Annotated in this window: 29 protein-coding genes; 13 read left to right on the forward strand and 16 right to left on the reverse strand. The window is 62.2% G+C overall.

Going from position 1 to position 25,496, the window contains the following annotated elements; translation table 11 throughout:
* The first annotated feature begins 61 nt into the window (after nt 1–61).
* The 3 genes from A6D6_RS00280 (at nt 62) to A6D6_RS00290 (ending at nt 3,207) form a co-directional block, all read left to right on the forward strand.
* Nucleotides 62–733, forward strand: coding sequence for a histidine phosphatase family protein (locus A6D6_RS00280; protein ID WP_133491219.1), 672 nt, complete (start codon nt 62–64; stop codon nt 731–733).
* A 125-nt stretch (nt 734–858) separates the two neighbouring features.
* Entirely contained in the window at nt 859–2,016 is a 1,158-nt protein-coding gene (locus A6D6_RS00285) for a C4-dicarboxylate TRAP transporter substrate-binding protein (protein WP_236563927.1), read from the forward strand.
* Nucleotides 2,017–2,046: 30 nt separating this feature from the next.
* Complete coding sequence (locus A6D6_RS00290) at nt 2,047–3,207, forward strand: C4-dicarboxylate TRAP transporter substrate-binding protein (protein ID WP_159659619.1); 1,161 nt, start codon at nt 2,047–2,049, stop codon at nt 3,205–3,207.
* Between the two features lie 72 nt (nt 3,208–3,279).
* On the opposite strand, the gene A6D6_RS00295 is transcribed toward A6D6_RS00290, so the two are convergent.
* Together A6D6_RS00295 and A6D6_RS00300 are read right to left on the reverse strand one after the other, a co-directional pair.
* On the reverse strand, nt 3,280–3,732 hold the full coding sequence (locus A6D6_RS00295) for an OsmC family protein (protein WP_133491217.1): 453 nt from the start codon (nt 3,730–3,732) through the stop codon (nt 3,280–3,282).
* Nucleotides 3,733–3,832: 100 nt separating this feature from the next.
* Complete coding sequence (locus A6D6_RS00300; RefSeq protein ID WP_133491216.1) at nt 3,833–4,684, reverse strand: esterase/lipase family protein; 852 nt, start codon at nt 4,682–4,684, stop codon at nt 3,833–3,835.
* Between the two features lie 184 nt (nt 4,685–4,868).
* Here A6D6_RS00300 and A6D6_RS00305 point away from each other — a divergent pair, with 184 nt between their 5' ends.
* Nucleotides 4,869–5,792, forward strand: coding sequence for a hydroxymethylglutaryl-CoA lyase (locus A6D6_RS00305; RefSeq protein ID WP_133491215.1), 924 nt, complete (start codon nt 4,869–4,871; stop codon nt 5,790–5,792).
* A gap of 76 nt (nt 5,793–5,868) precedes the next feature.
* Here A6D6_RS00305 and A6D6_RS00310 read toward each other — a convergent pair whose 3' ends face one another.
* The 3 genes from A6D6_RS00310 to A6D6_RS00320 all read right to left on the reverse strand — a co-directional run bounded on the left by A6D6_RS00310 (nt 5,869) and on the right by A6D6_RS00320 (nt 8,394).
* Complete coding sequence (locus A6D6_RS00310; protein WP_022997221.1) at nt 5,869–6,417, reverse strand: YggT family protein; 549 nt, start codon at nt 6,415–6,417, stop codon at nt 5,869–5,871.
* 427 nt (nt 6,418–6,844) lie between these two features.
* Nucleotides 6,845–7,657, reverse strand: coding sequence for a pyrroline-5-carboxylate reductase (gene proC, locus A6D6_RS00315; RefSeq protein ID WP_133491214.1), 813 nt, complete (start codon nt 7,655–7,657; stop codon nt 6,845–6,847).
* Between the two features lie 32 nt (nt 7,658–7,689).
* Nucleotides 7,690–8,394 (reverse strand): YggS family pyridoxal phosphate-dependent enzyme, encoded by a 705-nt coding sequence (locus tag A6D6_RS00320; RefSeq protein ID WP_133491213.1) that lies wholly within the window; start codon nt 8,392–8,394, stop codon nt 7,690–7,692.
* A gap of 118 nt (nt 8,395–8,512) precedes the next feature.
* Between A6D6_RS00320 and A6D6_RS00325 the strand changes: the two genes are divergently transcribed.
* The 4 genes from A6D6_RS00325 (at nt 8,513) to A6D6_RS00340 (ending at nt 11,585) form a co-directional block, all read left to right on the forward strand.
* Entirely contained in the window at nt 8,513–9,547 is a 1,035-nt protein-coding gene (locus tag A6D6_RS00325; RefSeq protein WP_159659620.1) for a type IV pilus twitching motility protein PilT, read from the forward strand.
* A gap of 18 nt (nt 9,548–9,565) precedes the next feature.
* Nucleotides 9,566–10,687 carry a PilT/PilU family type 4a pilus ATPase gene (locus A6D6_RS00330; RefSeq protein WP_159659621.1) on the forward strand — a complete coding sequence of 374 codons (1,122 nt, stop codon included), beginning with the start codon at nt 9,566–9,568 and terminating at the stop codon, nt 10,685–10,687.
* A gap of 276 nt (nt 10,688–10,963) precedes the next feature.
* Nucleotides 10,964–11,248, forward strand: a complete 285-nt coding sequence (locus A6D6_RS00335; RefSeq protein WP_133491211.1) for a type II toxin-antitoxin system RelE/ParE family toxin — start codon at nt 10,964–10,966, stop codon at nt 11,246–11,248.
* A gap of 22 nt (nt 11,249–11,270) precedes the next feature.
* The gene (locus A6D6_RS00340; protein ID WP_133491210.1) at nt 11,271–11,585 is read left to right on the forward strand and encodes a HigA family addiction module antitoxin; all 315 of its coding nucleotides are present in this window, start codon (nt 11,271–11,273) and stop codon (nt 11,583–11,585) included.
* Nucleotides 11,586–11,672: 87 nt separating this feature from the next.
* Here A6D6_RS00340 and A6D6_RS00345 read toward each other — a convergent pair whose 3' ends face one another.
* The 3 genes from A6D6_RS00345 to A6D6_RS00355 all read right to left on the reverse strand — a co-directional run bounded on the left by A6D6_RS00345 (nt 11,673) and on the right by A6D6_RS00355 (nt 14,546).
* Nucleotides 11,673–12,527 carry a pirin family protein gene (locus A6D6_RS00345; protein ID WP_159659622.1) on the reverse strand — a complete coding sequence of 285 codons (855 nt, stop codon included), beginning with the start codon at nt 12,525–12,527 and terminating at the stop codon, nt 11,673–11,675.
* Between the two features lie 357 nt (nt 12,528–12,884).
* The gene (locus A6D6_RS00350; protein ID WP_159659623.1) at nt 12,885–13,889 is read right to left on the reverse strand and encodes a glutathione S-transferase family protein; all 1,005 of its coding nucleotides are present in this window, start codon (nt 13,887–13,889) and stop codon (nt 12,885–12,887) included.
* Between the two features lie 48 nt (nt 13,890–13,937).
* Nucleotides 13,938–14,546, reverse strand: a complete 609-nt coding sequence (locus A6D6_RS00355) for an FMN-dependent NADH-azoreductase (RefSeq protein ID WP_159659624.1) — start codon at nt 14,544–14,546, stop codon at nt 13,938–13,940.
* A gap of 97 nt (nt 14,547–14,643) precedes the next feature.
* On the opposite strand from A6D6_RS00355, the gene A6D6_RS00360 reads away from it, so the two are divergent.
* Both A6D6_RS00360 and A6D6_RS00365 read left to right on the forward strand, forming a co-directional pair.
* Nucleotides 14,644–15,537 (forward strand): LysR family transcriptional regulator, encoded by an 894-nt coding sequence (locus A6D6_RS00360; protein ID WP_159659625.1) that lies wholly within the window; start codon nt 14,644–14,646, stop codon nt 15,535–15,537.
* Nucleotides 15,538–15,584: 47 nt separating this feature from the next.
* Nucleotides 15,585–16,118 carry a DUF4136 domain-containing protein gene (locus tag A6D6_RS00365; RefSeq protein WP_159659626.1) on the forward strand — a complete coding sequence of 178 codons (534 nt, stop codon included), beginning with the start codon at nt 15,585–15,587 and terminating at the stop codon, nt 16,116–16,118.
* On the opposite strand, the gene A6D6_RS00370 is transcribed toward A6D6_RS00365, so the two are convergent.
* Entirely contained in the window at nt 16,084–17,394 is a 1,311-nt protein-coding gene (locus A6D6_RS00370) for a sensor histidine kinase (protein WP_133491204.1), read from the reverse strand. The two genes, A6D6_RS00365 and A6D6_RS00370, sit on opposite strands and share 35 nt — an antisense overlap.
* The gene (locus A6D6_RS00375) at nt 17,391–18,053 is read right to left on the reverse strand and encodes a response regulator (RefSeq protein ID WP_133491203.1); all 663 of its coding nucleotides are present in this window, start codon (nt 18,051–18,053) and stop codon (nt 17,391–17,393) included. Before A6D6_RS00375 ends, A6D6_RS00370 begins: the two co-directional genes overlap by 4 nt.
* Nucleotides 18,054–18,326: 273 nt before the next feature.
* On the opposite strand from A6D6_RS00375, the gene A6D6_RS00380 reads away from it, so the two are divergent.
* Both A6D6_RS00380 and dsbG read left to right on the forward strand, forming a co-directional pair.
* Nucleotides 18,327–19,136, forward strand: a complete 810-nt coding sequence (locus A6D6_RS00380; RefSeq protein ID WP_159659627.1) for a TlpA disulfide reductase family protein — start codon at nt 18,327–18,329, stop codon at nt 19,134–19,136.
* A 4-nt stretch (nt 19,137–19,140) separates the two neighbouring features.
* Nucleotides 19,141–19,731: a thiol:disulfide interchange protein DsbG gene (dsbG, locus tag A6D6_RS00385; RefSeq protein WP_159659628.1), complete on the forward strand. Its 591-nt coding sequence runs from the start codon at nt 19,141–19,143 to the stop codon at nt 19,729–19,731.
* A gap of 22 nt (nt 19,732–19,753) precedes the next feature.
* Here dsbG and A6D6_RS00390 read toward each other — a convergent pair whose 3' ends face one another.
* The 3 genes from A6D6_RS00390 to pyrR form a co-directional block, all read right to left on the reverse strand.
* Nucleotides 19,754–21,037: a dihydroorotase gene (locus tag A6D6_RS00390; RefSeq protein ID WP_159659629.1), complete on the reverse strand. Its 1,284-nt coding sequence runs from the start codon at nt 21,035–21,037 to the stop codon at nt 19,754–19,756.
* Complete coding sequence (locus A6D6_RS00395; protein ID WP_133491199.1) at nt 21,027–22,034, reverse strand: aspartate carbamoyltransferase catalytic subunit; 1,008 nt, start codon at nt 22,032–22,034, stop codon at nt 21,027–21,029. The genes A6D6_RS00390 and A6D6_RS00395 overlap by 11 nt, the downstream gene beginning before the upstream one ends.
* Nucleotides 22,035–22,178: 144 nt before the next feature.
* Nucleotides 22,179–22,691: a bifunctional pyr operon transcriptional regulator/uracil phosphoribosyltransferase PyrR gene (pyrR, locus tag A6D6_RS00400; protein WP_133491198.1), complete on the reverse strand. Its 513-nt coding sequence runs from the start codon at nt 22,689–22,691 to the stop codon at nt 22,179–22,181.
* A 184-nt stretch (nt 22,692–22,875) separates the two neighbouring features.
* Here pyrR and A6D6_RS00405 point away from each other — a divergent pair, with 184 nt between their 5' ends.
* Nucleotides 22,876–23,478, forward strand: coding sequence for a DUF2780 domain-containing protein (locus A6D6_RS00405; RefSeq protein WP_133491197.1), 603 nt, complete (start codon nt 22,876–22,878; stop codon nt 23,476–23,478).
* Between the two features lie 49 nt (nt 23,479–23,527).
* On the opposite strand, the gene ruvX is transcribed toward A6D6_RS00405, so the two are convergent.
* The 3 genes from ruvX to A6D6_RS00420 form a co-directional block, all read right to left on the reverse strand.
* Entirely contained in the window at nt 23,528–23,932 is a 405-nt protein-coding gene (gene ruvX, locus A6D6_RS00410; protein WP_133491278.1) for a Holliday junction resolvase RuvX, read from the reverse strand.
* The gene (locus tag A6D6_RS00415; RefSeq protein WP_022997464.1) at nt 23,932–24,495 is read right to left on the reverse strand and encodes a YqgE/AlgH family protein; all 564 of its coding nucleotides are present in this window, start codon (nt 24,493–24,495) and stop codon (nt 23,932–23,934) included. Before A6D6_RS00415 ends, ruvX begins: the two co-directional genes overlap by 1 nt.
* Nucleotides 24,496–24,565: 70 nt before the next feature.
* Entirely contained in the window at nt 24,566–25,429 is an 864-nt protein-coding gene (locus A6D6_RS00420; RefSeq protein WP_159659630.1) for an energy transducer TonB, read from the reverse strand.
* Nucleotides 25,430–25,496: the final 67 nt, after the last annotated feature.

Raw genomic sequence — 25,496 nt, forward strand, 5'->3', positions numbered from 1 at the left:
GACAGCGCCGTCACCGCCATGGATCATCTGCCGTTTCCCGAATCGGCAGGACGGAGCGTTCATGGCCAAACTGTTTCTGGTACGCCACGGCCAAGCGGCCTTCGGCGAAGACAATTACGATCAGCTTTCCAAGCTCGGTCACCAGCAGGCACGCTGGCTTGGTGAGTATTTCCGTGAACGGGGGGTCACTTTCAAGCGAGCCCTGGCCGGCGGGTTGATGCGGCAACAGGACACCGCCAAGAGCCTGCTCGCCGCCACCGAAAACCCTCCTCCTCTGGACACCCATCCCGGCCTGGACGAGTACGATGGTCACGCGCTTTATGTCAGCCATACTGGCAGCGCTGATGTGGCCGGCCACCAAAAACGGGACGCGGTGGATTACTGGCGGACGTTCCGTGGTGCTTATCAAGGCTGGGTGGACGGCACCCTTATCGGAGAGCACGAGAGCTGGGCGGATTTCGGCGGCCGCATCCACCAGGCATTGGGTGGTCTGTGCACGGGTTTGTCCCGGGAAGACAATGTTCTGGCGGTCAGTTCCGGCGGTGTCATCGGCACCACCATAGCCGGCCTGTTACAGACCGCGCCGCGTTCCGCCATCGAGTTGAATTTCCAGTTCCGCAACAGCGCATTCTGCGAAATTATCGTTGGTCGTTCCGAATGGCGCCTTTCCACGTTCAATGCCCTGCCCCACCTGGATCGCCCTGATCGGCGCGACGCCATTACCTTCGTTTGACGGCTCGAGCCCCTCCCGGCAAATCGTCGTAACAGACGATAACCGGTTATGGCTTTGTCGATAGGGTAAGGACGGCCAGACTCGCCTTTTATGGTGGGTTACTCACCTTTTTTGGGAGGTCGTCCATGCACCTTTTGCTTGTCGTTCTACGTCCGGTCTTAATAGGGATTCTGCTCGCCGGCATGGCCGGCGCCCACGCCACCACCTTGCGTTATGCCACCGGCTATCCTCCGGGGTCCCTGCCCGCCAAGGCAGCGGAAAATTACGCCAAAGCGGTGGAAAAATATTCCGATGGTGATCTGAAGTTACGCGTCTTCGCGCTGTCTCTTCTCAATGCTTCAGAAACTTCCGATGGTGTCCGTGATGGTATCGCCGACGGCGGCTATTTGCTGACGGTGTACTTTCCCGCCATGTATCCGCATACCAATCTGGTCAACGAATCCTCCATGCAGCTGTTGCTGTTCGACGAGAAAGCGCTGAATGGTAAAGGCGCCCTGGCCTATGAAGGCGCCATGACGGAATTCACTTTCTTCAACTGCCCCGAATGCCTTGAAGAGTACGAACAGCAAAAACAGGTTTATACCGCCAACGCCGCCAGCTCCAGTTATGGTTTGCTGTGCAACAAACCGGTCACCAATCAGGAACAACTCAAAGGCAAACGTCTTCGCGTAGCCGGCTCCCACTGGTCCCGCTGGTCCGAACATTTCGGCGCCACCTCCATGTCACTGACCATCAACGATACGCTCGAAGCGCTGCACCAAGGCGTGATTGACTGCACCATCGCATCAGCGCCGGAGTTGATCAACCTGGGACTGATCGAGGCCGTCAGCGATATCACCATGAGCGTTCCTGGTGGCGTCTATGCTGGTGCCAATGCCGGCAGTTTCAATGTTGATGTCTGGCGCAAACTCAATGAGAAACAACGACAGGCTATTCTCCGCGCCGGTGCCCGTTACACCGCCGAAACACCCTGGAGCTACCTGCAACTTGAAAAGGAAGCTCTGAAGAAGACCGAGGAAAAAGGCGCCGAACTGCACCAGGCATCACCGGAACTGTTTGAGGCCAGCCGTGAGTTCATTAAGCAGGATCTCAACACCATCATCGACTACTACGCTAAAAATCATGGCGTCGAACGCGGTGAGGAAATGCTCGATACCTTCCATGATCTTCTCAAAAAATGGGTCGGCCTGGTTCAGGATGTGGACAGTCTCGACGATCTGGAAGCGCTGTACTGGGACGAGGTTTTCTCCAAAGTGGATGTATCCAGCTACGGAATGAAGTAAACCGATAACACAGAGAAAAGGTGACTGATTATGGCGATAACAAAAAGTGTCACCCGTGCTTTTCTCGTGGCCATGTTCCTGGTCGGTTTCGGCCAGGCTAGCGCCGCGGACACATTGAGATTGGCACTGGGCTACCCGCCGGGTTCAAAAGCCGACGAGGTCATGCAGAAGTACGCGGAGACGGTAAAGCAATATACCGACGGCAGTCTGTCGGTGAAGGTGTATCCGATGTCATTGCTGAGCGCCGCGGAAATTTCCGACGGTGTGCGTGACGGCATCGCCGATATCGGGGTCATGTACACCGTGTACTTCCCCGCCATGTATCCGCATACCAATCTGGTCAACGAATCCGCCATGCAACTTCTGTTGCTGGATCCGGAAACCCTGAATGGCAAGGAAGCGCTGGCTTTCGAAGCGGCCATGTCGGAGTTCACTCTGTTCCACTGCCCCGAGTGTCTGGAGGAATACGAAAAGCAGAATCAGGTTTATACCGCCAATGCCACCAGCATCAGTTACGGCCTTTTATGCACCACCCCGGTGACCAATCAAGACCAACTGAAAGGCAAACGCATCCGCGTCGCCGGCTCTCACTGGTCCCGCTGGGCCCAGCATTTCGGCGCCTCCTCGGTTTCCCTCACCATCAACGAAACCCTGGAAGGACTCAGCCAGGGCGTGATCGACTGCAGCATCACCTCCCCGGTGGAACTCATCAATCTCGGCCTCGGCGAAGTGGTCACCGACATGACCCTGGCTATCCCTGGCGGTCTGTACGCGGGCGCCAGCGCCGCCGGTTTCAATCAGGACGTCTGGCAGGGGCTCACCGAGGAGCAACGCCGCGCCGTACTCCGCGCCGGCGCCGCCACCACCGCCCTGTCACCCTGGGCTTCCCTGGAACAAAAAGCGGAGGCCATGGCGCTGGCGGACAAGGAAGGAATCAAACAGCACGATCCGGACCCAGCCCTGATGGAGGCCACCCGCGATTTCGTCAAAGCCGACATGGATACCATCGTCAACTATTACGCCAAGAATCACGGCGTTGAACGCGGCAAGGAGATGCTCGATTCATTCCATGAAATTCTGGTTCGCTGGGTCGACCTGGTACAGGATGTCGATAGTGTCGAAGAGCTGGAAAAACTGTACTGGGACGAGATCTTTTCCAAGGTGGATGTAGGTACTTACGGTATGAACTAGACGTGTTGTCAGCACATCGAAAACAGTAAAAAGGCCGGCATCAAAGCCGGCCTTTTTACTTAAAGAAAACGACTACTTTTCTGGTTTTACGCTCACTGATGCTTTTAACGAATTGGCCACGAAGCAGTTACGGTGCGCACTCTCATGAAGCCTCCTCAACGTCTCTTCATCCACCTCATCGCCGTCGAAAACCACTTTCGGATGCAGCACTACCTCGGTAATGGACATACGTCCTTCCGCGTTCTTGTCCACCACGCCCTGAGGCCGGTCCACATAGCTGAGCACTCGCAGCTTTTTCTTGGCGGCGATGGAGAGAAAGGTCAGCATGTGGCAACTGGAGGTGGCGGCGATCACCGCCTCGTCCGGATTCACCCGGCTATGACAACCATGGTAATCCGGCGACGCCGACGCCTGGATCACCTCGCCCCCGGCGAACGTCCATTCATGGTCGCGTGGAAAAGTCTCATACTGGAAATCCGCGCCCGGCGGCAGATGCCAGGCGACGCTGGCGGTGTACTCGGTCATGGCAATTCTCCCTTCGGCCCTCTGAACAAGCTCCTCTTCAACCATGCCCCCGGGCATGCTTCGTGGCAAGTGATCAAGGTCAATACCCGCCGCGAAAACGTTACCCCTCGTTCTCACCCTGTAACCCTTCGGCCACCGCCCGCGCTACCCGGCGACTGTGGAGCAGGGCGCAATGGCCGAGATAGGGCACATGCACGGTGCGCTCGGCACCGTCCAGCAAGGCACTGGAGGCGGGCAGAATAAAGTTGTCCATGGTGGAGTAGATCACCTGGTAGAGCGCCCCTCCGGGGCAGGCTCCGCCTTCTTCCAGCTCCTTGATGAAAGGACTGTCATAGCGCATCTGGGCGGCGGCGCCACGGGGCGCGAACAGTGCCGAGATGCGCGATCCGTGATGGGGGCTACCCAGGGTGATGACCCGATCGACCTTACCGGCCAGCCCCAGATTCTTGAGCGCATAGCGGGCCAGGGGGCCGCCCATGGAATGGCATACCAGGTCGGCTTTCTCCGCTCCGGTCAGGGCCAGGATGCGGTTCACGTGATCCGCCACTTGTTGGGCCAGTTTGCGCGCATTAATGTGGGGTGGGGTATAACTCACCGAATACACATTGGCCCAACCACGACGGCGCAACCACCATTGCAGCCAGAGAAAATTGGTACTGTTGCCGCCATACCCGTGCACCAGAATAATCGGTTTCCGCCCCTGCTGACGGGAGCGACGCGGCGACGCGTCCTGGACCAGCCGCAGTGGATAACTCAGTACCAGTATGGTCAGACTGAGGGCCTCCCGCGCCACCGCCAGTAAAGCGGGCAGGGGATGCAATGCGGCTTCCCGGTCCGCTGGCGTGGGAGAGGGGAAAGCACGCCGGTCATAGTACCAAAGCAGATAGAACACCAGCGTCAGGGCCCCAGGGACAAGCAACAGAGCCAGCAGCAAGCAGAAAATCCAGGACATAGGGGGTTCTCCTTTATAACCGGCACTCTTGGCACCGGGCCGTTCCGGAAAACTACGCGCCCCCGGCGCCCGGCTCAACGCGGTACTGGCACCCGCGTACCGCCGACGGTCATTGACATGACCGCACCGGGGGTGTCATGGCAAACTGGCTGACCTTTTCGGGAAGAGCACGAACGAGAACAATATGAGCGACACCGTTATAGTCAACGAAGTGGGCCTGCGTGATGGCCTGCAGAATCAGCCCGTCACCGTGGATACCGACACCAAGGCGCGATTGGCCCGCCTGCTGGTGGATGCCGGTGTCCGCTATCTTGAGCCGGTCAGCTTCGTCAGCCCGAAAGCGATCCCGCAGATGGCCGACGCCGCCGCGCTGACCCCCCGGTTACCGGCCGGCGAAGGGCTGCACTACACTGCCCTTGTGCCCAATTTGAAAGGCTATCAACTGGCCCGGGATGCCGGTTACCGCACCGTTGCCCTGGTGCTGTCCACCACCGACACCTTCAACCAGCGCAATCTGAACATGACCCTGGAACAGGCCGCCGCCAGCTGCGAGAGCATCATCGCCGCCGCCCGCGAGGACGGCGTGGTCACCCGGACCTACATTTCCGGCGCTTTCGCTTGCCCTTACGACGGCCCGGTGCCGGTCAGCCTGCCACAACAGCTGACCGGGCGCATGTTCGCCGCCGGCAGCGATGAGGTCGCCATCGCCGACACCATCGGCGCCGGCAACCCGAAGCAGATGAAGGACATCATGACGCCGCTGATCCGTGAATACGGTGCCAACAAGTTCTTTGTCCATTTACACGACACTCGCGGGCTGGCGGCGGCCATGGCCTGGGAGGCGGCGGACCTGGGTGTGCGCCGCTTCGACGCCTCGGTGGGCGGCCTCGGCGGCTGTCCGTTCGCGCCAGGCGCCACCGGCAATATGGCCACCGAGGATCTGGTTTATTTACTCGAAAGCTGTGGCCTGAAAACCGGCATCGACATCCAGGGCCTGCGCGAAGTGGTGGCGCTGGCGGCGGAAGCGACCCAGCGGCCGCTGGGCGGGCGAATTCTGGAGTGGATGGCCTCACAGGAGAAGCGCGGCAAAACGCCCTGTCTTTGGTAATCTTCTGGATTGAGGGGCCAATGTCCGCCATTTTCACCGAAAATGAGGAGATTGGCCCCGAAAACACCAAAAACGTCTAGTGAAGCTGGAACAGGATCTTCAGCAGTTGCACCCCGAGCAACACGATCAGCGGACTTAAATCCAGCCCCCCCATATCCGGCAGCAGGCGCCGCGCCGGGGCCATGATCGGCTCGGTGATCTGCACGATGACCCGCACCATCGGATTGTACGGATCCGGCGCGATCCAGCTCAGGATTACCCGGATCAACACCATCCAGAACACATAGTTGAGGATCAGCGACGCCAGCTCGCGCAGGGTGTAGATCAAGAGTTGCGGCCCCAGACCGGAGGGCAGGGAGCCGTAATGGATGGCACTGAGCACCAACACCTTGGCGATGATCAGGATCACCACCAACACCAGCGAGGCAATGTCCAGCCCCCGCCAACCGGGGATGATCCGACGCAGCGGCGCCAGCAGGGGGTTGGTGGCGCGCAGCACGAACTGGGAAATCGGGTTGTAGAAGTCGGCCCGGGCCAGTTGCAGTACAAAGCGGGTCAGAACAATGAAAATGTAAATACTGAACGCCACATTGATCAGGAAGATCGCGGCACCCTGGGGGTTCATAGGCTCTCCGGCGGTGTCATTTGGCGAAAGAGTATTGGGGCAAATCGGCGTGAATTCAAACCGGATCGGTGGGGGAGGGTGATTGGAAGGAGCCGGCACCCGAGATCGAGGGCGGGTCGCCGTTGCAGGAAACGCCCACGAGGGCAGTTGACAGCGGAAAAATAAAAACAGCTGATCTTTAGCCGCTGTGGGAAGCTTGCTTGCAAGCGAATATTGCAAACGCCTGAGCGGACCCTTCGCTTGCAAGCAAGCTTCCCACAGCCATCCCTGGCCAGTCGTAAATCACGCTGCGAAGCATGCTTCGGCGGAGGATCCTACACAGGCCGTGCCCGCCATCCGTGGCGCGACGCCGTGCCGGTTGGAAAGCCCGGCCTGGCCATCCATGGCCAGTCGTAAACCGAGCTGCGAAGCATGCTTCGGTCTCGGTTTACCCAGCCAGCTCTTCGGAGCGTTCGCGGGCGGCGGCGACGGCGGCCTGGACGTGCTCACGGAAGCCGGCTTCCTCGAAGACTTCCAGGGCGGCGGCGGTGGTGCCGCCAGGGCTGGTGACGCGCTGGCGCAGCACATCCGGGCCCACCTCGCTGGTGATCGCCAGTTGCGACGCGCCCCAGGCGGTCTGCAGCACCAATTGGCGAGCGGTGGCGGCATCCAGGCCCTGGGCCTTGGCGGCGTCGATCAGCGCTTCCATCAACAGGAAGAAATAGGCCGGACCGGAACCGGAAACGGCGGTCACCGCGTCCAGCGCCTGTTCGTTATCAAACCAGAAGGTAAGGCCCACCGCCCCCAATACCTGGGCAGCCAGGGCTTTCTGGCCGTCATCCACGCCCTCGGCGGCATACAGACCGGTGGCCCCGGCCTGCACCAGTGCCGGCGTATTCGGCATGCAGCGCACGATGGGCACTTCCTCACCGAGCCAGGCACGCAGGTTCGCCACCGTGACACCCGCGGCGATGGAAATCACCAGTGGTCGCCGTTCCGCCACCACCGAACGCAAATCAGCGCATACCGATGCCATCATCTGCGGCTTCACCGACAGCACCAGGGCATCCACTCGCTGGGCCACTTCCAGGTTCTCCGTGGCCACGTGGACACGGTGCTGCTGGGACACTTCGTCGAGCCGATCCCGGGAGGGGTCGCTCATCCAAATACGGGCGGGGCGAATGCCCTTGGCGATCATGCCTCCGGCCAGGCTGGTGGCCATGTTGCCGGCGCCGATGAATCCGATTAGCTGTTGTGCCATGCGTTCCTTCCCATGTTCAGATCCCGCCGTGGTCATACCGCGGGATTACTCGCCTTGGGCGGGCGCGGACCGAACAGGGCGGTGCCCAGGCGCACGATGGTGGCGCCTTCATCGATCGCCACCGGATAGTCCGCGCTCATGCCCATGGAAAGCGTATCAAGGGCCGGCATTGTATTGCGCAATTGTGACAGTGTCATGGCGAGTCGACGAAAGGCATCCCGGCCACCATCGGCGGCGTCCGCCTGGGGAATCGCCATCAGGCCGCGCAAGCGCAGGCGCGGCCATTGCTGGAAACGGGCGGCGAGGGCGGGGACGTCCACCAATGCCACGCCGCTTTTGCTGTCTTCCTCATCCACATTCACCTGAATGCAAACATTCAATGGCGCCAGCCCTTCGGGACGCTGAGCATTCAGGCGTTCGGCGATCCGGGCCCGGTCCACGGAGTGCACCCACTGAAAATGGGCAGCGATGTCACGGGTCTTGTTGGACTGGATCGGTCCGATGAAATGCCAGGTCAGCCGCCGATCCGCCAGTGCCCGGATCTTGTCCAGCGCTTCCCGCAGATAGTTCTCGCCAAAGTCGCGCTGGCCCTGATCCGCCAGCGCGGCCACATCCCCGGCCGATCGTGTCTTGCTGACCGCCAGCAGGGTCACCCGCGCGGGATCCCTTCCGGATCGGCGGCAAGCGTCGTCAATTCGTGCGCGAATCGAGGTATATGGTGTTTCACTGTGCTTCATGATTGAACGGTGGGCATCCAGAGGTTAGTTTATGGCTGATACTTTTTACTGAGTGTCTCGGTCATCGGGTTTTCGGGGGGCGGCCGGGACGAATTACACAACACTATATAAGCAACCCATGGATATCACCGAATTGCTCGCCTTCAGCGCCAAGAACGGCGCTTCGGATCTGCACCTGTCCGCCGGCCTGCCGCCGATGATTCGGGTGGACGGCGATGTGCGCCGTATCAATCTGCCACCCATGGAGCACAAGGAGGTGCACTCGCTGATCTACGAGATCATGAACGACAAGCAGCGCAAGGACTACGAGGAGTTCCTGGAAACCGACTTCTCCTTCGATGTGCCCAGCGTGGCTCGTTTCCGGGTCAACGCCTTCAATCAGAACCGGGGTGCCGGCGCCGTATTCCGGACCATTCCCTCCAAGGTGCTGAGCATGGAGGAACTGGGCATGGGCAAGGTATTCCAGAACATCGCCTCGCTGCCACGGGGCATCGTGTTGGTTACCGGCCCCACCGGCTCCGGTAAATCCACCACGCTGGCGGCGATGATGGACTACATCAATAACACTCGCCACGAGCACATCCTCACCATCGAGGACCCGATTGAATTCGTCCATGAATCCAAGAAATGCCTGGTCAACCAGCGGGAAGTGCACCGGGACACCCACGGCTTCGCCGAAGCTCTGCGCTCGGCACTGCGGGAGGACCCGGACATCATTCTGGTGGGGGAGATGCGGGACCTGGAGACCATCCGGCTGGCGCTGACCGCCGCCGAAACCGGCCACCTGGTGTTCGGCACCCTGCACACCACCAGTGCCGCCAAGACCATCGACCGGGTGGTGGATGTGTTTCCCGCCGAGGAGAAAGCCATGGTCCGTTCCATGCTCTCCGAGTCCCTGCAGGCGGTGGTATCGCAAACGTTGATGAAGAAAAACGGCGGCGGCCGGGTAGCGGCCCACGAAATCATGATCGGCACCCCGGCGATTCGCAACCTGATTCGCGAGGACAAGGTGGCGCAAATGTATTCGGCGATCCAGACCGGCGCCTCGGTGGGCATGCAGACCCTGGATCAATGTCTGCAAGGGCTGGTGCAGCGGGGCCTGGTAGCCCGCGAGGTGGCCCGGGAAAAAGCCAAGAGCCCGGACTCAATCTGAACACAGCGGTGAGCGCTCATGGAATTTGAAGACCTGCTTAAACTGATGGTGCAAAAAGACGGTTCGGACCTGTTCATCACCGCCGGCGTCCCGCCCAGCATGAAAGTCCACGGCAAAGTCGTGCCGGTCACCCGCAACGCCCTGACCCCGGACATGACCCGGGATCTGGTGTTCGGTGTGATGTCGGAAAAACAGCGCAAGGAATTCGTCGACCAACACGAATGCAATTTCGCCCTGTCCTCCCGGGGCATCGGCCGCTTCCGCGTTTCCGCCTTCTACCAACGCAATCTGGTGGGCATGGTATTGCGGCGCATCGAGACCAAGATCCCCGATGCGGACGAACTGCGGCTGCCGCCGATCATCAAGGACCTGGCGATGACCAAGCGCGGCCTGGTGATCTTCGTTGGCGCCACCGGCACCGGGAAATCCACCTCGCTGGCGTCGATGATCGGGCACCGCAACCGCAATTCCAAAGGCCACATCATCTCCATCGAGGATCCGATCGAGTTCATCCACCAGCACCAGGGCTGCATTGTCACGCAACGGGAGGTGGGCCTGGATACGGACAGTTTCGAGATCGCCCTCAAGAACACGCTGCGACAGGCGCCGGACGTGATTCTGATCGGTGAGATCCGCAGCCGCGAAGTGATGGATTACGCCATCGCCTTCGCCGAAACCGGCCACCTGTGTCTGGCCACCCTGCACGCCAACAACGCCAACCAGGCTCTGGACCGGATCATTCACTTCTTCCCGGCCGACCGTCACCGACAGCTATGGATGGACCTCTCCCTGAACCTGCGCGGCATCGTCGCCCAGCAACTGATCCCGACTCCGGACGGCAAGGGCCGCCGCGCCGCCATTGAGGTGCTGCTGAACACGCCACTGGTGGCGGACCACATCCGTAAAGGTGAAGTGCATTTGCTCAAGGCGCTGATGGGTAAGTCCCGGGAGCAGGGCATGCAGACTTTCGATCAGGCCCTCTATGATCTTTATGACGCCGGCGAAATCACTTACGAGGACGCGATTGCCCACGCCGACTCTCCCAACGACCTGCGTCTGATGATCAAGCTCGCCAATGAAACCGATGCCTCCAGCCTGGACCACGCCACCCGTGGCCTGAGCATTGAGGACTCGGACTGATTTTTCCTGCCTCGGCGGCGCCATCTTCGCTGGCACGCTTACACGCGACACGCTACCACGCCTATCGCGGCTCGTGAGCCGCTTCCACAGTGATGGACTCCGTAGTTCTGTGGGAGCGCTGGGCGTGCCTGCGTGTTGCGTGCCAGCGAATTGTGCGACAGCCGCGTTCTTCCTACTTTTATTTCAGCCTGGGCTGACAGCCAGCCCGGGCTCTTCATGACATCCTCGTGGTGCTGCCCTTTCCATTATTGACATCCATCACGTGACACGCTACAAATGATTCTGACCTTCGCCGATAAACGAACCCGGACATTGTTCAAACAAGGCCGGGGCCCGGGTCTGCCTCCGGATATCGCCCGGCGGGCCGTGCGGAAGCTGGATTATATCCACTTCGCCAGCACGCTTTTGGATCTGGCGGTACCAGCGGGCAACCGGTTGCATGCCCTCAAAGGCAATCGCCAGGGGCAACACGCCATACGCATCAACGATCAATGGCGTATTTGTTTCCGCTTCCGTGATGGTGATGCGTTCGAGGTGGAGGTTTGTGATTATCACGATTGATCAACGAGTCAGGGGAAATCTCATGACGCCGGAAAGTCTGTCGGGTCTGAAACGCCGTCCCACCCATCCTGGCGAGATGCTGCGCGAGGATTTCATGCCCGATTACCAGCTCACCGTGACCCGCCTGGCCACGGCGGTGGGCGTGTCCCGTCAGTCCATCAATGAGCTGCTGCGGGAGCGGCGCGCACTGAGCCCGGAAATGGCGCTGCGGCTGGCGCGCTTGTTCGGCAACTCACCGGAGTTCTGGCTCAACGCCCAGCGCGCGGTGGATTTATGGGACGCCGCCAAAGCCATTGGCAAGGACGTGGCGCGGATCAAACCCTTGAGTGCGGCCTGATGCGCCACAAGGGCAGACGCCATGAACGGCGGGCTATGAAGAATCAAGCAGAGAAGCCCCGCCGAAGCGGGGCTTGGGGTATCGGCCTCAGACCGGTTCGGTGAGAGTCCCGTTGCGATAATCCTGCAGGGCCTGCTCCAGCTCCTCCTGCGTGTTCATCACAAAAGGGCCGTATTGGGCCACCGGTTCGCCCAGCGGCCGGCCCGCCAGCAGCAACAAGCGGGCGCCGTCCCGCCCGGCCACCAGAGAGACCTGGTCACCGTTGGTAAGCACCGCGACGTGATCCACCGGCACCGCGTCTTCCGCCACCGTCACCGCGCCTTCGAACAGATACAGGAAGGCGTTGTAGCCCGGCGTCAGCGGTACCGTGACGCTCTCGCCGGGACGCAAGATCACATCCAGGTAGAGCGGATCGGTACTGCCGCCGTGCACCGGCGCGGTGAGCGACTCACCGGCAAGGCCCAGTTTCCCGGCAATCGCCTTGATCTGTCCGCCCGTCGGCAGATCCAGCCGGGGTATTTCGCGATCATGGATATCGCGATAGCCGGCGGGTTTCATTTTTTCCGCCGCCGGCAGGTTGATCCACAGCTGGAACCCTCGCAGCAGGCCGTCTTCCTGCTGAGGCATTTCCTCATGGATGATGCCACGGCCGGCGGTCATCCACTGCACACCGCCCTGTTGCAGATCACCCTCGTTGCCCAGGTGATCGCGGTGGCGCATGTGGCCTTCCACCAGGTAGGTGACGGTCTCGAATCCCCGATGAGGGTGGGGCGGAAAACCGGCAATATAGTCGTCCGGATTCTCAGAGGAAAACGCATCCAGCATCAGGAACGGATCCAGACGCACCGCCGGGTTTTGACCCAGGGCGCGCTTGAGCCGCACGCCGGCGCCATCGGAGGTTTCCAAAGCCCGGATGGTATGCAGCACTTGCCTGTCTTTCATGTTTCCTCCTCGCCCCTCGGGGCTGTAGAGCCTGTTCATGATCTTTACGCCGCCGCGCCGGAGTTCCCTTCTCACCTGGTAGAAAGTGTCATCAGGCCGTGATTCCGATTGTGCGGTGTAGTCAATCTACATAAACAAGCGTAATTGCGGCCTGATGGCACTCTCCACCCAAAGAAAGTGGACCCGGCCCTTCGGGTTGCGCTGAAAAATACCCGGAGGGCACAGGGCCGCCAGAGGACGCTGCGGCCTTTGACTTTGGACCCACCAGAGCCTGCAGTCCGCAACGTCCTCTGGCGGCTTTTTCAGCAGCAACGCGGTGGTGTAAAGATCATGAACAGGCTCTCATGACGCCCAGGATCAGGCGCCCCGCACTTCCCGCTCGCCCAGCCGTTCACGCTGATGCGGCGTGGTGAAGTCCAGTTCCGGCCCGATCGAAATGATCCCGTTGGGGTTCACCGTCGGGTGACTGCGGAAATAATGGTGACGGATGTGATCCATGTGCACGGTCTCCGCCACACCAGGTAGCTGATACAGTTCACGCAGCAGCCCGCTTAGATTCGGGTAGTCGCTGATACGGCGCCGGTCGCATTTGAAGTGGGTGACGTACACCGCATCGAAACGCACCAGCGTGGTCCACAGCCGCAAATCCGCTTCGGTGAGTGTATTACCCACCAGATACCGCTGTTGGTTCAGCCGTTGCTCCAATTCATCCAGGGTGTCGAACAGTGACACCACGGCCTCGTCATAGGCCGCCTGACTGGTGGCGAAACCGGCCTTGTAGACGCCGTTATTGACGCGGTTGTAGACGGTGTCATTGATGGCATCGATCTCCGCGCGCAACGACTCCGGGTAATAGTCACCGGCCCGCGCACCCAAACCGTCAAAGGCCTGGGTGAGCATGCGGATGATTTCCGCCGACTCATTACTGACGATGGTCTCACGCTGTTTGTCCCACAGCACCGGCACCGTGACTCGGCCGGTGTAGTGCGGATCGGCTTTCAAATACAGCTCGTACAGCTTGCTCAGACGGTACAGCGGATCGCCCGTGGCGCCGTCGAAATCCGTACCCAGCTCCCAGCCGTTTTCCCGCATCAGCGGGTGTACCACGGAAACACTGATGTGTTCTTCCAGTCCTTTCCAGGCCCGCATTACCAAGGTCCGGTGAGCCCAGGGGCAGGCATGGGAAACGTACAGGTGATAGCGCCCGCTTTCCGCCTTGAAGCCACCCTCGCCACTGGGCCCGGCCTCGCCATCGGCGGTTACCCAGTTGCGGAATTGGCTTTCCGACCGCTTGAAGCGGCCACCGGTACTGTCGGTGTCGTACCACTTATCCTGCCATTTACCGTCCACCAATAATCCCATGGTGCTCTCCTGACTTTGCCGGTTATTGCGTCAGCCGATCGCGGTGGCTTACAGGGCCGCCAGCGCCGCTTCGGTTTCCACTCGCGCCTTTTCCAGGGCTTCCTGCTTCACATCCTCACTGATGTTCAAGCCCTCGGCGTGGATGAACCGCACGTCCTGAATGCCGATGAAATTGAAAATCGCTTTGACGAAGGTGGTGCTGGTTTCATGGGGCTGGCCCACATGAAAACCACCGTGGGAGGCGAACACCCGCACCGGCCGGTCGGCCACCAGCCCTTCCGCACCGTTGGCGGTATAGCGGAAGGTCACTCCGGCTCGGGCGATGTGGTCAAACCAGGCTTTGAACTGGGTAGGCACGCCGAAGTTGTACATAGGCAGGCCCAGGACCACCAGATCCGCGGCGCGCAGCTCTTCCACCAGGACGTCGGAAAACGCCAGGACCGCTTTCTGATCGTCATTCAGGCTGTCGCTGAACCCGCGCAGTGCGCCGGCCCGTTCCAGGTCCAGGTGTGGCACGCCGTCATTGGTCAGGTCACGCACCACCACTTCGGTGCCAGGGTGCCGAGCCTGGTAGGACTCGATGAAGGCCGCGGCCATCTGGCTGGACTGGCCCTGGTCGCCAAAGATGCTGCTTTGCAGGTAAAGAATCCGGGTCATGGCTGCTGCTCCGTAATGATCGAATGACACCATTGTCTTTTCGTCTGATCCGATATAAAACAGCAACTATTCGAGCAATATCTTCGAAATATCTGATATGTCGACCAAAATCTCCCTGGACCAATGGCAAGCACTGATCGCGGTCGTGGACGAAGGCGGTTATGCCGCCGCCGCCGAGGCACTGGGCAAGAGCCAGTCGGCGATCAGCTATGCCGTACAGAAAATCGAGACCGAACTGGGTGTTCGCGCCTTCACCCTGGAGGGGCGGCGGGCCAAACTCACCGAAACCGGCGACATGCTGTACCGCCAGGCCAAACTGCTGCTGGAAGAAGCCGGTCGCATCGAACACTCGGCGATCCAGTCCAGCCACGGCTGGGAACCGCTGGTGCGTCTGGCTGCGGACGCTCTGTTTCCCCGTCAGCAAGCGCTTTGCGCTCTGGTCTCGCTGGCCGAGGAGAGCCCGCTGACCCGGGTGGAGTTCCAGGAAACCGTGCTGTCCGGTTCCGATGAAGCCCTGCTTCGGCATGAAGCGGACGTGGTGGTTACCGGCCGGGTACCGCCGGGATTCATGGGCGATCATCTGATGCGGGTGCGCTTCATTGCCGTGGCCGCTCCGGATCATCCGTTGCACCAAAAGGGCGAACTGAGCCTGGAAGATCTGCGCGCGCACCGCCAGCTGGTGATCCGGGATTCCGGCAAGCGCCGCCTGGATTCCGGCTGGCTCGGCGCTGAGCAACGCTGGACCTTCTCCTACGGCGGTAGCCGGAGGGAGGCTCTGCTGCGCGGGCTGGGGTTCGCCTGGGCGCCGGAAACCGAGGTGGAAGACGATCTCAAAACCGGCAGCCTCAAACCTCTGCCGCTCAAGGAGGGAGGGGAACGTTACGGAGACCTGTACCTGGTCTACGCGGACGGGCAATACGCCGGCCGCGCCGCGCGATTCCTCGGTGAAAGCCTGAAAGCCAGTTGTCTGAACTTCGACGCTGACCACTAATCATACCCAGTCTATACTGAAGCTGGATTCACTCTGGAGGCGTTCCCATGCGTAGTACCGTTGCTCTGATCCTTGCCCTCCTGCTCACCGGGTGTGTCGCGCCCGTGGTCATCGACCAGCGCGCGCAGACCGATTTCAGCCAATACCGCAGTTATGCCTTCGACCCTCCGAAGGAAGATCAGGAAGCGCTGAGCCTGGACGGCCAGCGCGTACAAAAGGCGGTGCGCGCGGCACTGGCCAACGGCCCGCTGCAACCCGCTGACGAGAGCAGCGCCGATCTGCTGGTGCGCTACCGCTTCGTTCCGGTGGACCGCTTCCAGGGCAGTTCCGTGCAGTTTGGCTTCGGTTTCTGGCGTGATCGCTACGGTCTGTCCACCACGACACCGGTGGAAGGACAAACCAACCAGGAATACCGCCTGCGGATCGCCCTGGTGGACCGCGGCGACAAGCAGGTGGTCTGGCAAGGTACCAGCCGCGATACTCTCTATTTCGAGATGGCCACGGAACGGCGGGCGGAGCGCATCGAGACCATGGTGCGGGAAATGTTCAATCGCTATCCGCCGGCGGCCACCCCAAACTGACTCGCAGCCCGCCCGACGGACGGTTCTCCAGCCGCAGCCGCCCTCCGGTACGGGTCATGATGCTGGCGACAATGGCCAATCCCAAGCCATGGCCGCCGTCATGGCCATGCCAACCCCGATCCAGAGCACGCCGTTGCCGCGCCTCGGGAATACCGGGCCCCTGGTCAGCAACCGTCAGCCAGCACAGGCCCTCCTGCTCCTCGAACCCGATGCTGATCACGCCCTGCCGGGGGCTGTGGCGCAGCGCGTTATCCAGCACATTGCGTACGGCGATCCGAACCAGTCCTTCCGGTGCCAGCGGCGCCGATTGACCGCCCTGCGCCAGCTCCCGCCGGGCACCCTGGCCAGGAAACTCCTCCAATACACCGGCCGCCACTTCGGCCAGGGACGGGCAGGGCGGCGCCTCGCCGGGGACGCGGTCTTCACGCGCCAGCGCCAATAATTGCTCCAGGCTTCCTCCCAGCCTCACGGTGGCCTGCTCCGCCGCCGCCAGCGCCCGCTCCGCCTGTTCTCCGGAAGTAATCCGCGCCACCTGGAGCTGAGTGCGAATCGCCGCCAACGGCGTGCGCAGCTCATGAGCCAGGTTATCGGTCAGTTCCCGCTCCCGGGTCAGCGCGCGGCCACTTTGCGCCAGCCAATGATTCATTGACGCCACCATCGGCGCCAGTTCACCGGCTCCCGGGGCCAGTGTCAGCGGCCGGGCATCCTCCAGGTCTCGCGTCATCAATTGCTTACGCAGCGAGGACACCGGCTTGAGCGCCCGCCCCACCGCCCACCAAACCAGCGCCAGGCTGGCCAACAGCCCGGCCACCAGCGTCACTATCAGCATCACCGCCATACGATGCAGGAAACGGGTCCGGCCGCTAACGCGCTCGGCGGAAGCCACCCGCAGATCACCCTCGGTGACGGTATAAATCCGCCAGGCCTCACCATCCAGCCAGCGCTCGCCGAAACCGTCCTCCGGCAACACCAACTCCCCCGGCGGCGCCCCGGCACTGCGCGCCAGAATCTCGCCGCGCAGCATGCTGACTTCGCAGGCGATGCCCTGGAAGGGCATGTCATCCGGGCGGTCCACGGCCTGATTCGGCGTCGCGCCGCTGGCGGTGATCAGCGACACCACCATCCGCGCCGAGGACGCCAGGCGATGGTCGAGCATATCCGACAGCCGGTCCCGGGTTTCACCATGCAGCCAAATCGCCAGGGGCAGCCATAACAGCGACAGCCCCAACCCCAGAGCCCAAAGCAGGCGCGCACGCAGGCTTCGTGCACGAATCATGGCGGGCTCCCCAATCGGTAGCCTTCGCCACGCACCGTCTCGATCAGACCGTCCCCCAACTTGCGACGCAGGTTGTGAATGTGCACCGCCAGGGCGTTGCTCTCGACACCACCGGTCCAGCCGTACACACGGTCGGTAAGCTCGTCCACGGTCAGCAACCGCCCCCGGCTTTGCAGCAACGCTTGAAGCAGCGCCCGTTCACGGCGGGCCAGTGAAACCGGTTGCTGATCCAGCCAGACTCGCTGCTGCCCCGGATCGAACCGCAGGCGGCCATATTCGATCCACGGCACGGCACGGCCCTGGGCGCGGCGCAGCAAGGCCCGCAGGCGCGCCACCAGTTCATCGAGATCAAAAGGTTTGACCAGATAATCATCAGCGCCGGCATCGAGACCATCGACTCTGTGGGCAACCCGGTCCCGGGCGGTGAGCACCAGCACCGGCTCGTCCCGCTGACGGCGCCGCCAGCGGCGCAGCAATACCAGACCGTCCTCATCCGGCAGCCCCAGGTCCAACACCACCACATCGAAATGACAGCTGGTCAGCGCCTGATCCGCTTCCGCCGCGCGGGTCACCCACGCCACGGTAAAGCCGTGGGCTTCAAGGCCGGCGCTCACACCGTCACCCAACAGGGCGTCGTCCTCCACCAGTAGTACGTGCATTGTCTAGCAGACTCCAACGAACGAATCACCAGGACCTCCAGTCCCGGGTGCTCCAGAATAACACCGCCGCATTAGCCAACCATTAACAGGGGCTGGCCAACACGGCTATTCGCTGCCAAGGCAGCTTCCCACAGAGGGGCCAGGAAGCCGCTGTGGGAAGCTGCCTTGGCAGCGAATGAGCACATCCCCAACTGCGGTTCGAAAGCCGCGGCGGGCTAATGGTGCGTTAATCCGCACCCTGCATACTGATCCGCATTGCTGGAGGAGCGGCGAATGACCACCTTTACGTTGGGCCCGTTGGCCCTGCCATGGATGGCGATACCCTGGCTGGCTCTACTGCTGGGTGCCTGGCTGACCACCGTGTGGCGACGACGACGCGGCCGGGCGGACGCCGAACCCCTGTTGTGGTGGCTGCTGATCGGCGCCCTGGTGGGGGCCCGCCTCGCCTTTGTCGCCCGCTACTGGGATCAATACGGCCTGAGCGGGTCGCTCCTGGACATCCGTGACGGTGGCTGGTGGTGGCCCGGGGGCGTTGCGGGCGCCGTCGTCGGCGCTGCTCTGGGATGGTTGCGTCATCGTCAGGCCGGCGGCGAACTGCTGCGGACCCTGACGGCGGGCGCCGTGGTCGCCGTGCCGGTACTGGCCGTGGTGATGGCGTTCAGCGGCGTGCGCCCCCCGGCCCCGGACGTGGCCCTGCGGGACCTGCAAGGGCGCACCGTCAGCCTTCTCGATGACGGTCCGGCCACGCTGACCGTGGTCAACCTGTGGGCCAGTTGGTGTCCGCCATGCCGCCGTGAAATGCCGGTACTGCAACGGGGGCAACAACACTACCCCGAGGTGGATTTTGTTTACGTCAATCAAGGCGAGAGCGACAGCCGGATCCGCGCTTACCTGACGGAACAATCGCTGCGCCTGCAACGGGTCCTGGTCGATCCGCACAGTGATCTGCTGCGCGCCCTGGGCAGCAGCGCGCTGCCCACCACGGTGCTGATCGATGCCGACGGCCGCCTGGTTGGCAGCCATGTGGGTCCGCTTTCCGACGCCAGCCTGCGCCATCTGCTGGCCCCGTATATCAAGGAGTAACACCATGCTTCGTTCATTATCCCTGCCGCTGTTGCTGGTGGCCGCCCTTTTCACCAGTACCACAACCCACGCCGAAGACCAGGCGGACCAGGCCGCCATGCAAGAACGGGTGTTCGGGATGCTGGAAAAAAGCCACTGGGTGGCGGAAGGCGCGGACGACCCGGAACGCGTGGTGTACATGTTCACCGACATGGAGTGCCCGTATTGCGCCAGCCAGTGGCAAATGATCCGGCCGTTTCTGCAAAGCGCGGACAATGATGTCCAGGTGCGTCACATCATCGTTGCCCTGATCAAGCCCACCAGTCTGGGCAAGGGCGCGGCGGTGCTCAATGCCAAGGATCCGCAAGCGGCTCTGAATACAGCCCAGGGTGATTTCGACCAAGGTGGCATCGAGCCGTTGCAGGACATCCCCGCCGAAGTGGAAAACGCCCTCCAGGCCAATACCATCCTGATGATGCAGCTGGGCTTGCGCGGCACGCCGGCGACTCTGTTCCTGGACCCGAACGGCCGCCTGCAGGCAGCGCCGGGACTGATGAACGAAGACGCCTTGGCCACTTACGTATTCCAGACCCGGCCGGCGCCGAAGGCGCCATAGCCGGTGGCACCGGGGGCCGGGGCTATCCGGCCAGCCAGCTCACCTCGCCATTACATACCGTACGGCGCACCGAGCCCGGCAACAGGGTATTGAACCAGGGTGAGTTACGGCCGCCGGAGAGCCAGCGTTCACTCATGACACGCTGTTCATCCGGCGCCACCACCGTCAGATTGGCCATCCGTCCGGTTTCCAGCTGACCCGCCGGAATGCCCAGGCAACGGGCCGGCGCCGCGGTCACCGCATCCAGCGCCCGATGTAGCGGCAGAGCCTCTTCCCGGATCAGCTTCAGCACCAGCGGCAACAGCGTATCGAGCCCGGAAATACCCGGTCGGGTGGACGGGAACGGCGCCGCCTTGCTGAACGAACCCAGCGGTTGATGTTTGGAGCAAATGGCATCCAGAGTGCCGTCGGCCACGGCGTCCAGCAACGCCTGCCGGTCCCGCGCCGTACGCAGCGGAGGCATGACATGGCAATGGCTGTTGAAGCCTTCCAGAGCGGACTCATCCAACAAAAGGTGGTGAATACTCACATCCGCTGTAACCGGCAGCCCCCGTCGTTTTGCTTCCCGGATCAGGGCCAAGGAGTGGCGGCTGGAGATCTGCTGGAAGTGCGCCCGCACCCCGGTGGCTTCCACCAACAGCAGATCCCGGGACAGCGCCACCGATTCCGCCACCGCGGGAATGCCCGGCAGGCCGAGGCGGGCCGCCACGGCGCCATCATGGGCACACCCTCCGGCGGTGAGGGAGGCATCCTCCGGCCGGAACAGCACCAGCAGATCAAAGGTGGCGGCGTATTCCAGACAGCGCTTGAGCGTGAGCGAATCCGCCAGCGGCGCGCCGGCCTGGCCCACCGCGATACATCCGGCCTGGGCCAACGTCTGCATTTCCGCCAGATGCTCGCCCGCCAGCCCCTGGGTCAACGCCGCCACCGGCAGGGCCCGGGCAAAGTTGGCCTGCCCGGCTTGCTCCCGGATCAGACGCACCACCGCGGTACTGTCCACCGGGCCACAGTCCGGCTGCACCGCCATATGCGTGATGCCGCCGCCGGCGGCGGCGCGGCATTCCGAGGCCACGTCACCGGCCCAGGGACCCTCGCCGGGCAGAGACAGGTGCACGCAGCTGTCCACCAGGCCGGGAATCACCCACAGCCCTTCCGCTTCCATGATTTCCGCCCCGGGCGCGTCCAGGCTGGCGCCGACCCGCACCAGACGCCCCCCTTCCACCAACAGGTCGGCGACATCATCACGACCAGAGGCCGGGTCGATGACCCGTCCCTTGCGGATCAGCAGGTTGGCTTTAGTGTCCATGGTCATCCTCCTGAGCCGCGTCCAGACTTTCCTGGCCGCTGATGGCCATGGACATCACCGCCATGCGCACGGCGATGCCGAAGGTCACCTGGTTAAGGATCACCGAGCGGGGCCCGTCGGCCACTTCCGAAGCGATTTCCACGCCACGGTTGATCGGCCCCGGATGCATGACGATGGCATCCGGCTTGGCGTGGCCGAGCTTTTCATTGGTCAGTCCGTAGAGACGAAAGAACTCGCCTTCACTGGGCAGCAGGGCGGAATCCATGCGCTCCCTCTGCAAGCGCAGCATGATCACCACATCCACATCCTCGATGCCCTGGACCATATCGGTGAATACGGTGGCGCCAAGCGCATCGGCGTCGGCCGGCAGCAAGGTGCGCGGCGCGATTACCCGCACTTCCTCGGCCCCAAGGATATTGAGCGCATGGATCTGTGAGCGGGCCACGCGTGAGTGCAGGATGTCACCGACAATGGCCACCTTGAGCCCCTCGAATCCGCCTTTGTAATGGCGGATGGTGTACATATCCAGCATCGCCTGGGTGGGGTGCGCGTGGCGCCCGTCACCGGCATTGATGACCGCCACTCTCGGCGTTACCTGCTCGGCGATGAAAAACGGGGCACCGGAGTCCTGGTGGCGCACCACGAACATGTCCGCCGCCATCGCCTCCAGATTGCGAAGCGTATCCAGCAGCGTCTCGCCCTTGCTGGTGGCGGACTTGGCGATGTCCAGCGTGAGCACGTCCGCACTCAGGCGTTTGGCGGCCAGCTCAAATGTGCTGCGGGTCCGGGTGCTGGACTCGAAAAACAGGTTGACCACGGTCTTGCCGCGCAGCAGCGGCACTTTCTTGATCGCCCGTCCACCGACGTCGACGAAACCGGCGGCGGTATCGAGGATGTCTTCCAAAAGCGGGCGAGACAGGTGTTCCACGGAGAGAAAATGGCGCAGCTTTCCATCATCGGTGAGCTGCACGCGGGAGGAGGGCGGCGCAAGCGTCATTCCTGAAACCTTATTTCCAGGGTCTGTGGGCACGGACAGAACCTATGGCATGCTCCGCGGCCGGAGGGCGCGGATCCGCCACATTCTAACTATTGACCGGGGCAGAATGCTATGGACCGGGGCACAATGCCAAGGATTACGACATCAACGGCCGTTGCCGACGGCCTGCACCGATGCTTCCAATCGATCCGGCCCGCTCAGTTCCACCCGTTGCTCGGCGGGCAGGGACAACACCTCACCGCAAACATCGGCGCGAATGGGCAACTCGCGCCGACCGATATCGAATAACACCGCCAGACGAATCGAGGCCGGACGGCCAAAATCAAACAGCTCGTTCATGGCGGCACGGATGGTTCGACCCGTCATCAACACATCGTCCACCAGGATCAGATGCGCCCCTTCCACGTCGAACGGCAATTTGGACGGCTTGACGCTTTTCTTAAGACCACGTTTCTCGAAATCATCGCGGTAGAAATTGGCGTCCAGAAACCCCAGGGGCAGCGGTTTGCTCAGGCGCTCGTTCAAGGCCTTCGCCACCCAGGCGCCACCGGATTCGATACCAACCAGACCGGTGGCACCGTCCGTCTCTTCCAAACGCTCCAGCGCGGACGCCATGTCCCGCAGCAGGGCGTCAATCTGTTCCGGATTCCAATGCAAGTCTATCTCCTCGGCCTGCTGTTCTGGCAGTCACCGCCGCGCGCTTCGCCCGCGTTATCACTTCGCAGCAGTCTAGCCGTTGCCGGGCGAATTGAAAAACAGGTTTACACCACGGGACCCGCTAAGACTTTAAGAGTACACTGCGCGCCCTGTTTCATGTCATTTTGATTACTAAGGAACGGTTATGAACAAGTCAATCCGGATTGCAGCGGGCACGATACTGGCGGCGGCTTTGGGTGCCAACGCTCATGCCTTCGACCTGAAAGGCCTCACCGACAAAGCCACCAAGGCGGTGGACGAAGCCAGCAACAAGGTCAACGAGCAGACCGACAAAGCCAACAGCGCCATTAACTCTGCTTCCGAGAAGGGCCAGGCCAACCTGGATCAGGCCACCGGCCAGTGGCAAGTGGCCGGTGACGCCAAGAACATGGTCGACACCCTGTCCAGCGACCTCGGCGTCAGCCGGGCGCAGGCCGCCGGCGGTTCCGCCGCGCTGCTCGCCCTGGCCCAGACCAAGCTGGATGCCAGTCAGTTCAGCGGCATCACCGACAAAGTCTCCGGTCTGAGCAACATGCTCGGTTCCAGCGAACAAAGCAGCGGCCTGCTTGGCAATGTGCTGGGTAATGTGAAAAGCCTGCAAGGCGCGCAGACCGCCTTCAGCGCCATGGGCCTGAGCCCGGATATGATCGGCCAGTTCGCGCCGGTCATGCTGAAGTTCCTGGGTGGTCAGGGCGTTGCCGATGGCGTGCTCGGATCCCTGCAGCAGTTGTGGACTCCGGCCGGCTAAACCCTTCCGGCGTCGCGGCCAGCCGGCCGTGGCACCGCCGGGCCGGGGATCAAGGCATCACCGGCTCGGCGCCATTCAGGTACCCCTCCGCGATCACCACCGCGGCCATGGAATCCACCTTCGGATCCGGCCCTCTTGTGGCGGTGCGCTCCCGCGCTTCCCGGGTGGAAAGACGTTCATCCACCATATAAACCTTCAGTCCGAACCGCCCCTGGATACGCCGGGCGAACTTGCGCGCGCGCTCGCTGGAATGGCTTTCACTGCCGTCCATGTTCAGAGGCAGGCCCACCACCACCCGTTCCGGGCGCCACTCATCCAGCAAAGCGGCCATCTGTTGCCAGTCGGGTTGTTCGTTTTTGCAGGGCAGGGCCGGTAACGGCGAGGCGGTGCCGATCAGGGCATTGCCACTGGCGACACCGATTTTGCGGGTTCCGTAATCAAAGGCGAGCAGAATCAACCGTGTCCCACCTGAGTGGCGATCAGGCTCATATCCACGCCCATGCGGGCGGCGGCGGCATGCCAGCGCTGTTCAAACGGGATCTCGAACACCAGTTCCGGAGCGCTGGGCGTGCTCAGCCAGACATTATCCGCCAATTCCTGCTCCAGCTGGCCCTCGCTCCAACCCGCATAGCCCAGACACACCAGGGTGGATTCCGGCCCCTCGCCCACGGCGATGGCCTCGAGAATATCCCGCGAGGTGGTCATGCACAGCCCATCCGCCAGCATCAGGGTGGACTGCCAGTGGCGTTCCACGTCCCGGTGCAGCACGAACCCCGCTTCCTGCTGGATCGGGCCACCGGCGACCACCTGATGGCGGCTGGAGGGTGGCACCTCCACCTCGATCTCCATGTCCGCGAGAATATCGTGCAGGCTCAAACCCGCCGGGCGGTTCAGAGTCAGCCCCATGGCCCCTTCCGGATTGTGTTCCACCACATAGGTCACGGTGCGGTCGAAATTCGGATCGTCCAGCTGCGGCATGGCGATCAGAAACTGGTGTTTCAGGCTGTTGTGCGTCATGGGCCCAGTATCCGGGGAGCGCGGGACCAGGGCAAGAGTAGAGAGGCGCCGGAGTCGACGGAGCGCCGGATCAGCGTGAGGAAACCTGCCGGTTGGCGTCGAACTGCCAGGTGCGGATGATCTCCAGCACGTCCATATTTTGACGCATCTCCGGGGAAAAAGGCTCAAACGGCGCCGACAAGCGCACGCTCTGCACCGCCGCCTCGTCCAGGAACGCATGCCCGGAGGACTGCAATACGCGAATGTCGCGGATGTCACCGCTCTTGCCCAGCGCCACCATCAGGCGCACACCGCCGAAGGTGTTACTGGTCAGCGCCCGGGCCGGGAAATGGCGAGTACCGGTGCTCTCCACTTTGCGACGAAAAGCATCGATGTAAAGCGCTTCATAATGGGCCTTGGTGGAAACCGAAGTGAGCCGACGCACCCGCGGCCGCTTGGCGTAGGCTTGCTGCTGCTGATCCAGACGTGCCTGCAGGCTGGCGATCTCGCGGCTGAGCTGATCCAGACTGTCATCCTGGCGCTGCTCGCGGGGCTCCTGTTCCTGCTCTTGTTGCGGCGATTGCGCGCGGGGGGCGGAGGAGTGGGTCACGATCACTTTCTGACGCGACACCGGACGGGGTGGCGGCGCGCTGGCCGGCTCCAGCCGCACCGGTCGCGGCCGCGCATCGGTGTACGGCGCCTGCTCGGTGGTGGTCAATTCCTGTTTTTGCTGCTCGTCACCCGCCCCTTCCTGATTGGTCTGGGCAATGAAGTCCGCCTCGTCCGGCGCCTGATCGCTTCTGTGGGTCGCCAGCGTCACATCCAGCGTTCGCGGCGCGGCGCGGGGTTGCTCCGGAGCGAAGCCGACACCGAACAGCACCAGGCCATGCACGGCCAACGCCATGAAGAGTGTGAAGCCGAGGCGATCGGCGGCGGTAACCTGAGCAGAGGCCATGGGCAGTTATCGAAATGTATTATTGGAAAGAGTGTGTTATCCACAATTCGGTCGGGCCGGTGGACCG

The sequence above is a fragment of the Alcanivorax xiamenensis genome (assembly GCF_009846745.1).
Taxonomy (GTDB): Bacteria; Pseudomonadota; Gammaproteobacteria; order Pseudomonadales; family Alcanivoracaceae; genus Alloalcanivorax; species Alloalcanivorax xiamenensis.

Coding starts and splice junctions, on each gene's coding strand:
- A6D6_RS00295 (WP_133491217.1), bottom strand. CDS start 3,732: ATGACCGAGTACACCGCCAGCGTCGCCTGGCATCTGCCGCCGGGCGCG.
- dsbG (WP_159659628.1), top strand. CDS start 19,141: ATGCTTCGTTCATTATCCCTGCCGCTGTTGCTGGTGGCCGCCCTTTTC.
- A6D6_RS00365 (WP_159659626.1), top strand. CDS start 15,585: ATGCGTAGTACCGTTGCTCTGATCCTTGCCCTCCTGCTCACCGGGTGT.
- A6D6_RS00285 (WP_236563927.1), top strand. CDS start 859: ATGCACCTTTTGCTTGTCGTTCTACGTCCGGTCTTAATAGGGATTCTG.
- A6D6_RS00305 (WP_133491215.1), top strand. CDS start 4,869: ATGAGCGACACCGTTATAGTCAACGAAGTGGGCCTGCGTGATGGCCTG.
- A6D6_RS00280 (WP_133491219.1), top strand. CDS start 62: ATGGCCAAACTGTTTCTGGTACGCCACGGCCAAGCGGCCTTCGGCGAA.
- A6D6_RS00375 (WP_133491203.1), bottom strand. CDS start 18,053: ATGCACGTACTACTGGTGGAGGACGACGCCCTGTTGGGTGACGGTGTG.
- A6D6_RS00415 (WP_022997464.1), bottom strand. CDS start 24,495: ATGACGCACAACAGCCTGAAACACCAGTTTCTGATCGCCATGCCGCAG.
- A6D6_RS00380 (WP_159659627.1), top strand. CDS start 18,327: ATGACCACCTTTACGTTGGGCCCGTTGGCCCTGCCATGGATGGCGATA.
- A6D6_RS00350 (WP_159659623.1), bottom strand. CDS start 13,889: ATGGGATTATTGGTGGACGGTAAATGGCAGGATAAGTGGTACGACACC.
- proC (WP_133491214.1), bottom strand. CDS start 7,657: ATGGCACAACAGCTAATCGGATTCATCGGCGCCGGCAACATGGCCACC.
- A6D6_RS00395 (WP_133491199.1), bottom strand. CDS start 22,034: ATGACGCTTGCGCCGCCCTCCTCCCGCGTGCAGCTCACCGATGATGGA.
- A6D6_RS00330 (WP_159659621.1), top strand. CDS start 9,566: ATGGAATTTGAAGACCTGCTTAAACTGATGGTGCAAAAAGACGGTTCG.
- A6D6_RS00360 (WP_159659625.1), top strand. CDS start 14,644: ATGTCGACCAAAATCTCCCTGGACCAATGGCAAGCACTGATCGCGGTC.
- A6D6_RS00370 (WP_133491204.1), bottom strand. CDS start 17,394: ATGATTCGTGCACGAAGCCTGCGTGCGCGCCTGCTTTGGGCTCTGGGG.
- A6D6_RS00320 (WP_133491213.1), bottom strand. CDS start 8,394: ATGAAGCACAGTGAAACACCATATACCTCGATTCGCGCACGAATTGAC.
- A6D6_RS00290 (WP_159659619.1), top strand. CDS start 2,047: ATGGCGATAACAAAAAGTGTCACCCGTGCTTTTCTCGTGGCCATGTTC.
- A6D6_RS00345 (WP_159659622.1), bottom strand. CDS start 12,527: ATGAAAGACAGGCAAGTGCTGCATACCATCCGGGCTTTGGAAACCTCC.
- A6D6_RS00310 (WP_022997221.1), bottom strand. CDS start 6,417: ATGAACCCCCAGGGTGCCGCGATCTTCCTGATCAATGTGGCGTTCAGT.
- A6D6_RS00325 (WP_159659620.1), top strand. CDS start 8,513: ATGGATATCACCGAATTGCTCGCCTTCAGCGCCAAGAACGGCGCTTCG.
- A6D6_RS00390 (WP_159659629.1), bottom strand. CDS start 21,037: ATGGACACTAAAGCCAACCTGCTGATCCGCAAGGGACGGGTCATCGAC.
- A6D6_RS00355 (WP_159659624.1), bottom strand. CDS start 14,546: ATGACCCGGATTCTTTACCTGCAAAGCAGCATCTTTGGCGACCAGGGC.
- A6D6_RS00405 (WP_133491197.1), top strand. CDS start 22,876: ATGAACAAGTCAATCCGGATTGCAGCGGGCACGATACTGGCGGCGGCT.
- A6D6_RS00300 (WP_133491216.1), bottom strand. CDS start 4,684: ATGTCCTGGATTTTCTGCTTGCTGCTGGCTCTGTTGCTTGTCCCTGGG.
- A6D6_RS00335 (WP_133491211.1), top strand. CDS start 10,964: ATGATTCTGACCTTCGCCGATAAACGAACCCGGACATTGTTCAAACAA.
- A6D6_RS00340 (WP_133491210.1), top strand. CDS start 11,271: ATGACGCCGGAAAGTCTGTCGGGTCTGAAACGCCGTCCCACCCATCCT.
- A6D6_RS00420 (WP_159659630.1), bottom strand. CDS start 25,429: ATGGCCTCTGCTCAGGTTACCGCCGCCGATCGCCTCGGCTTCACACTC.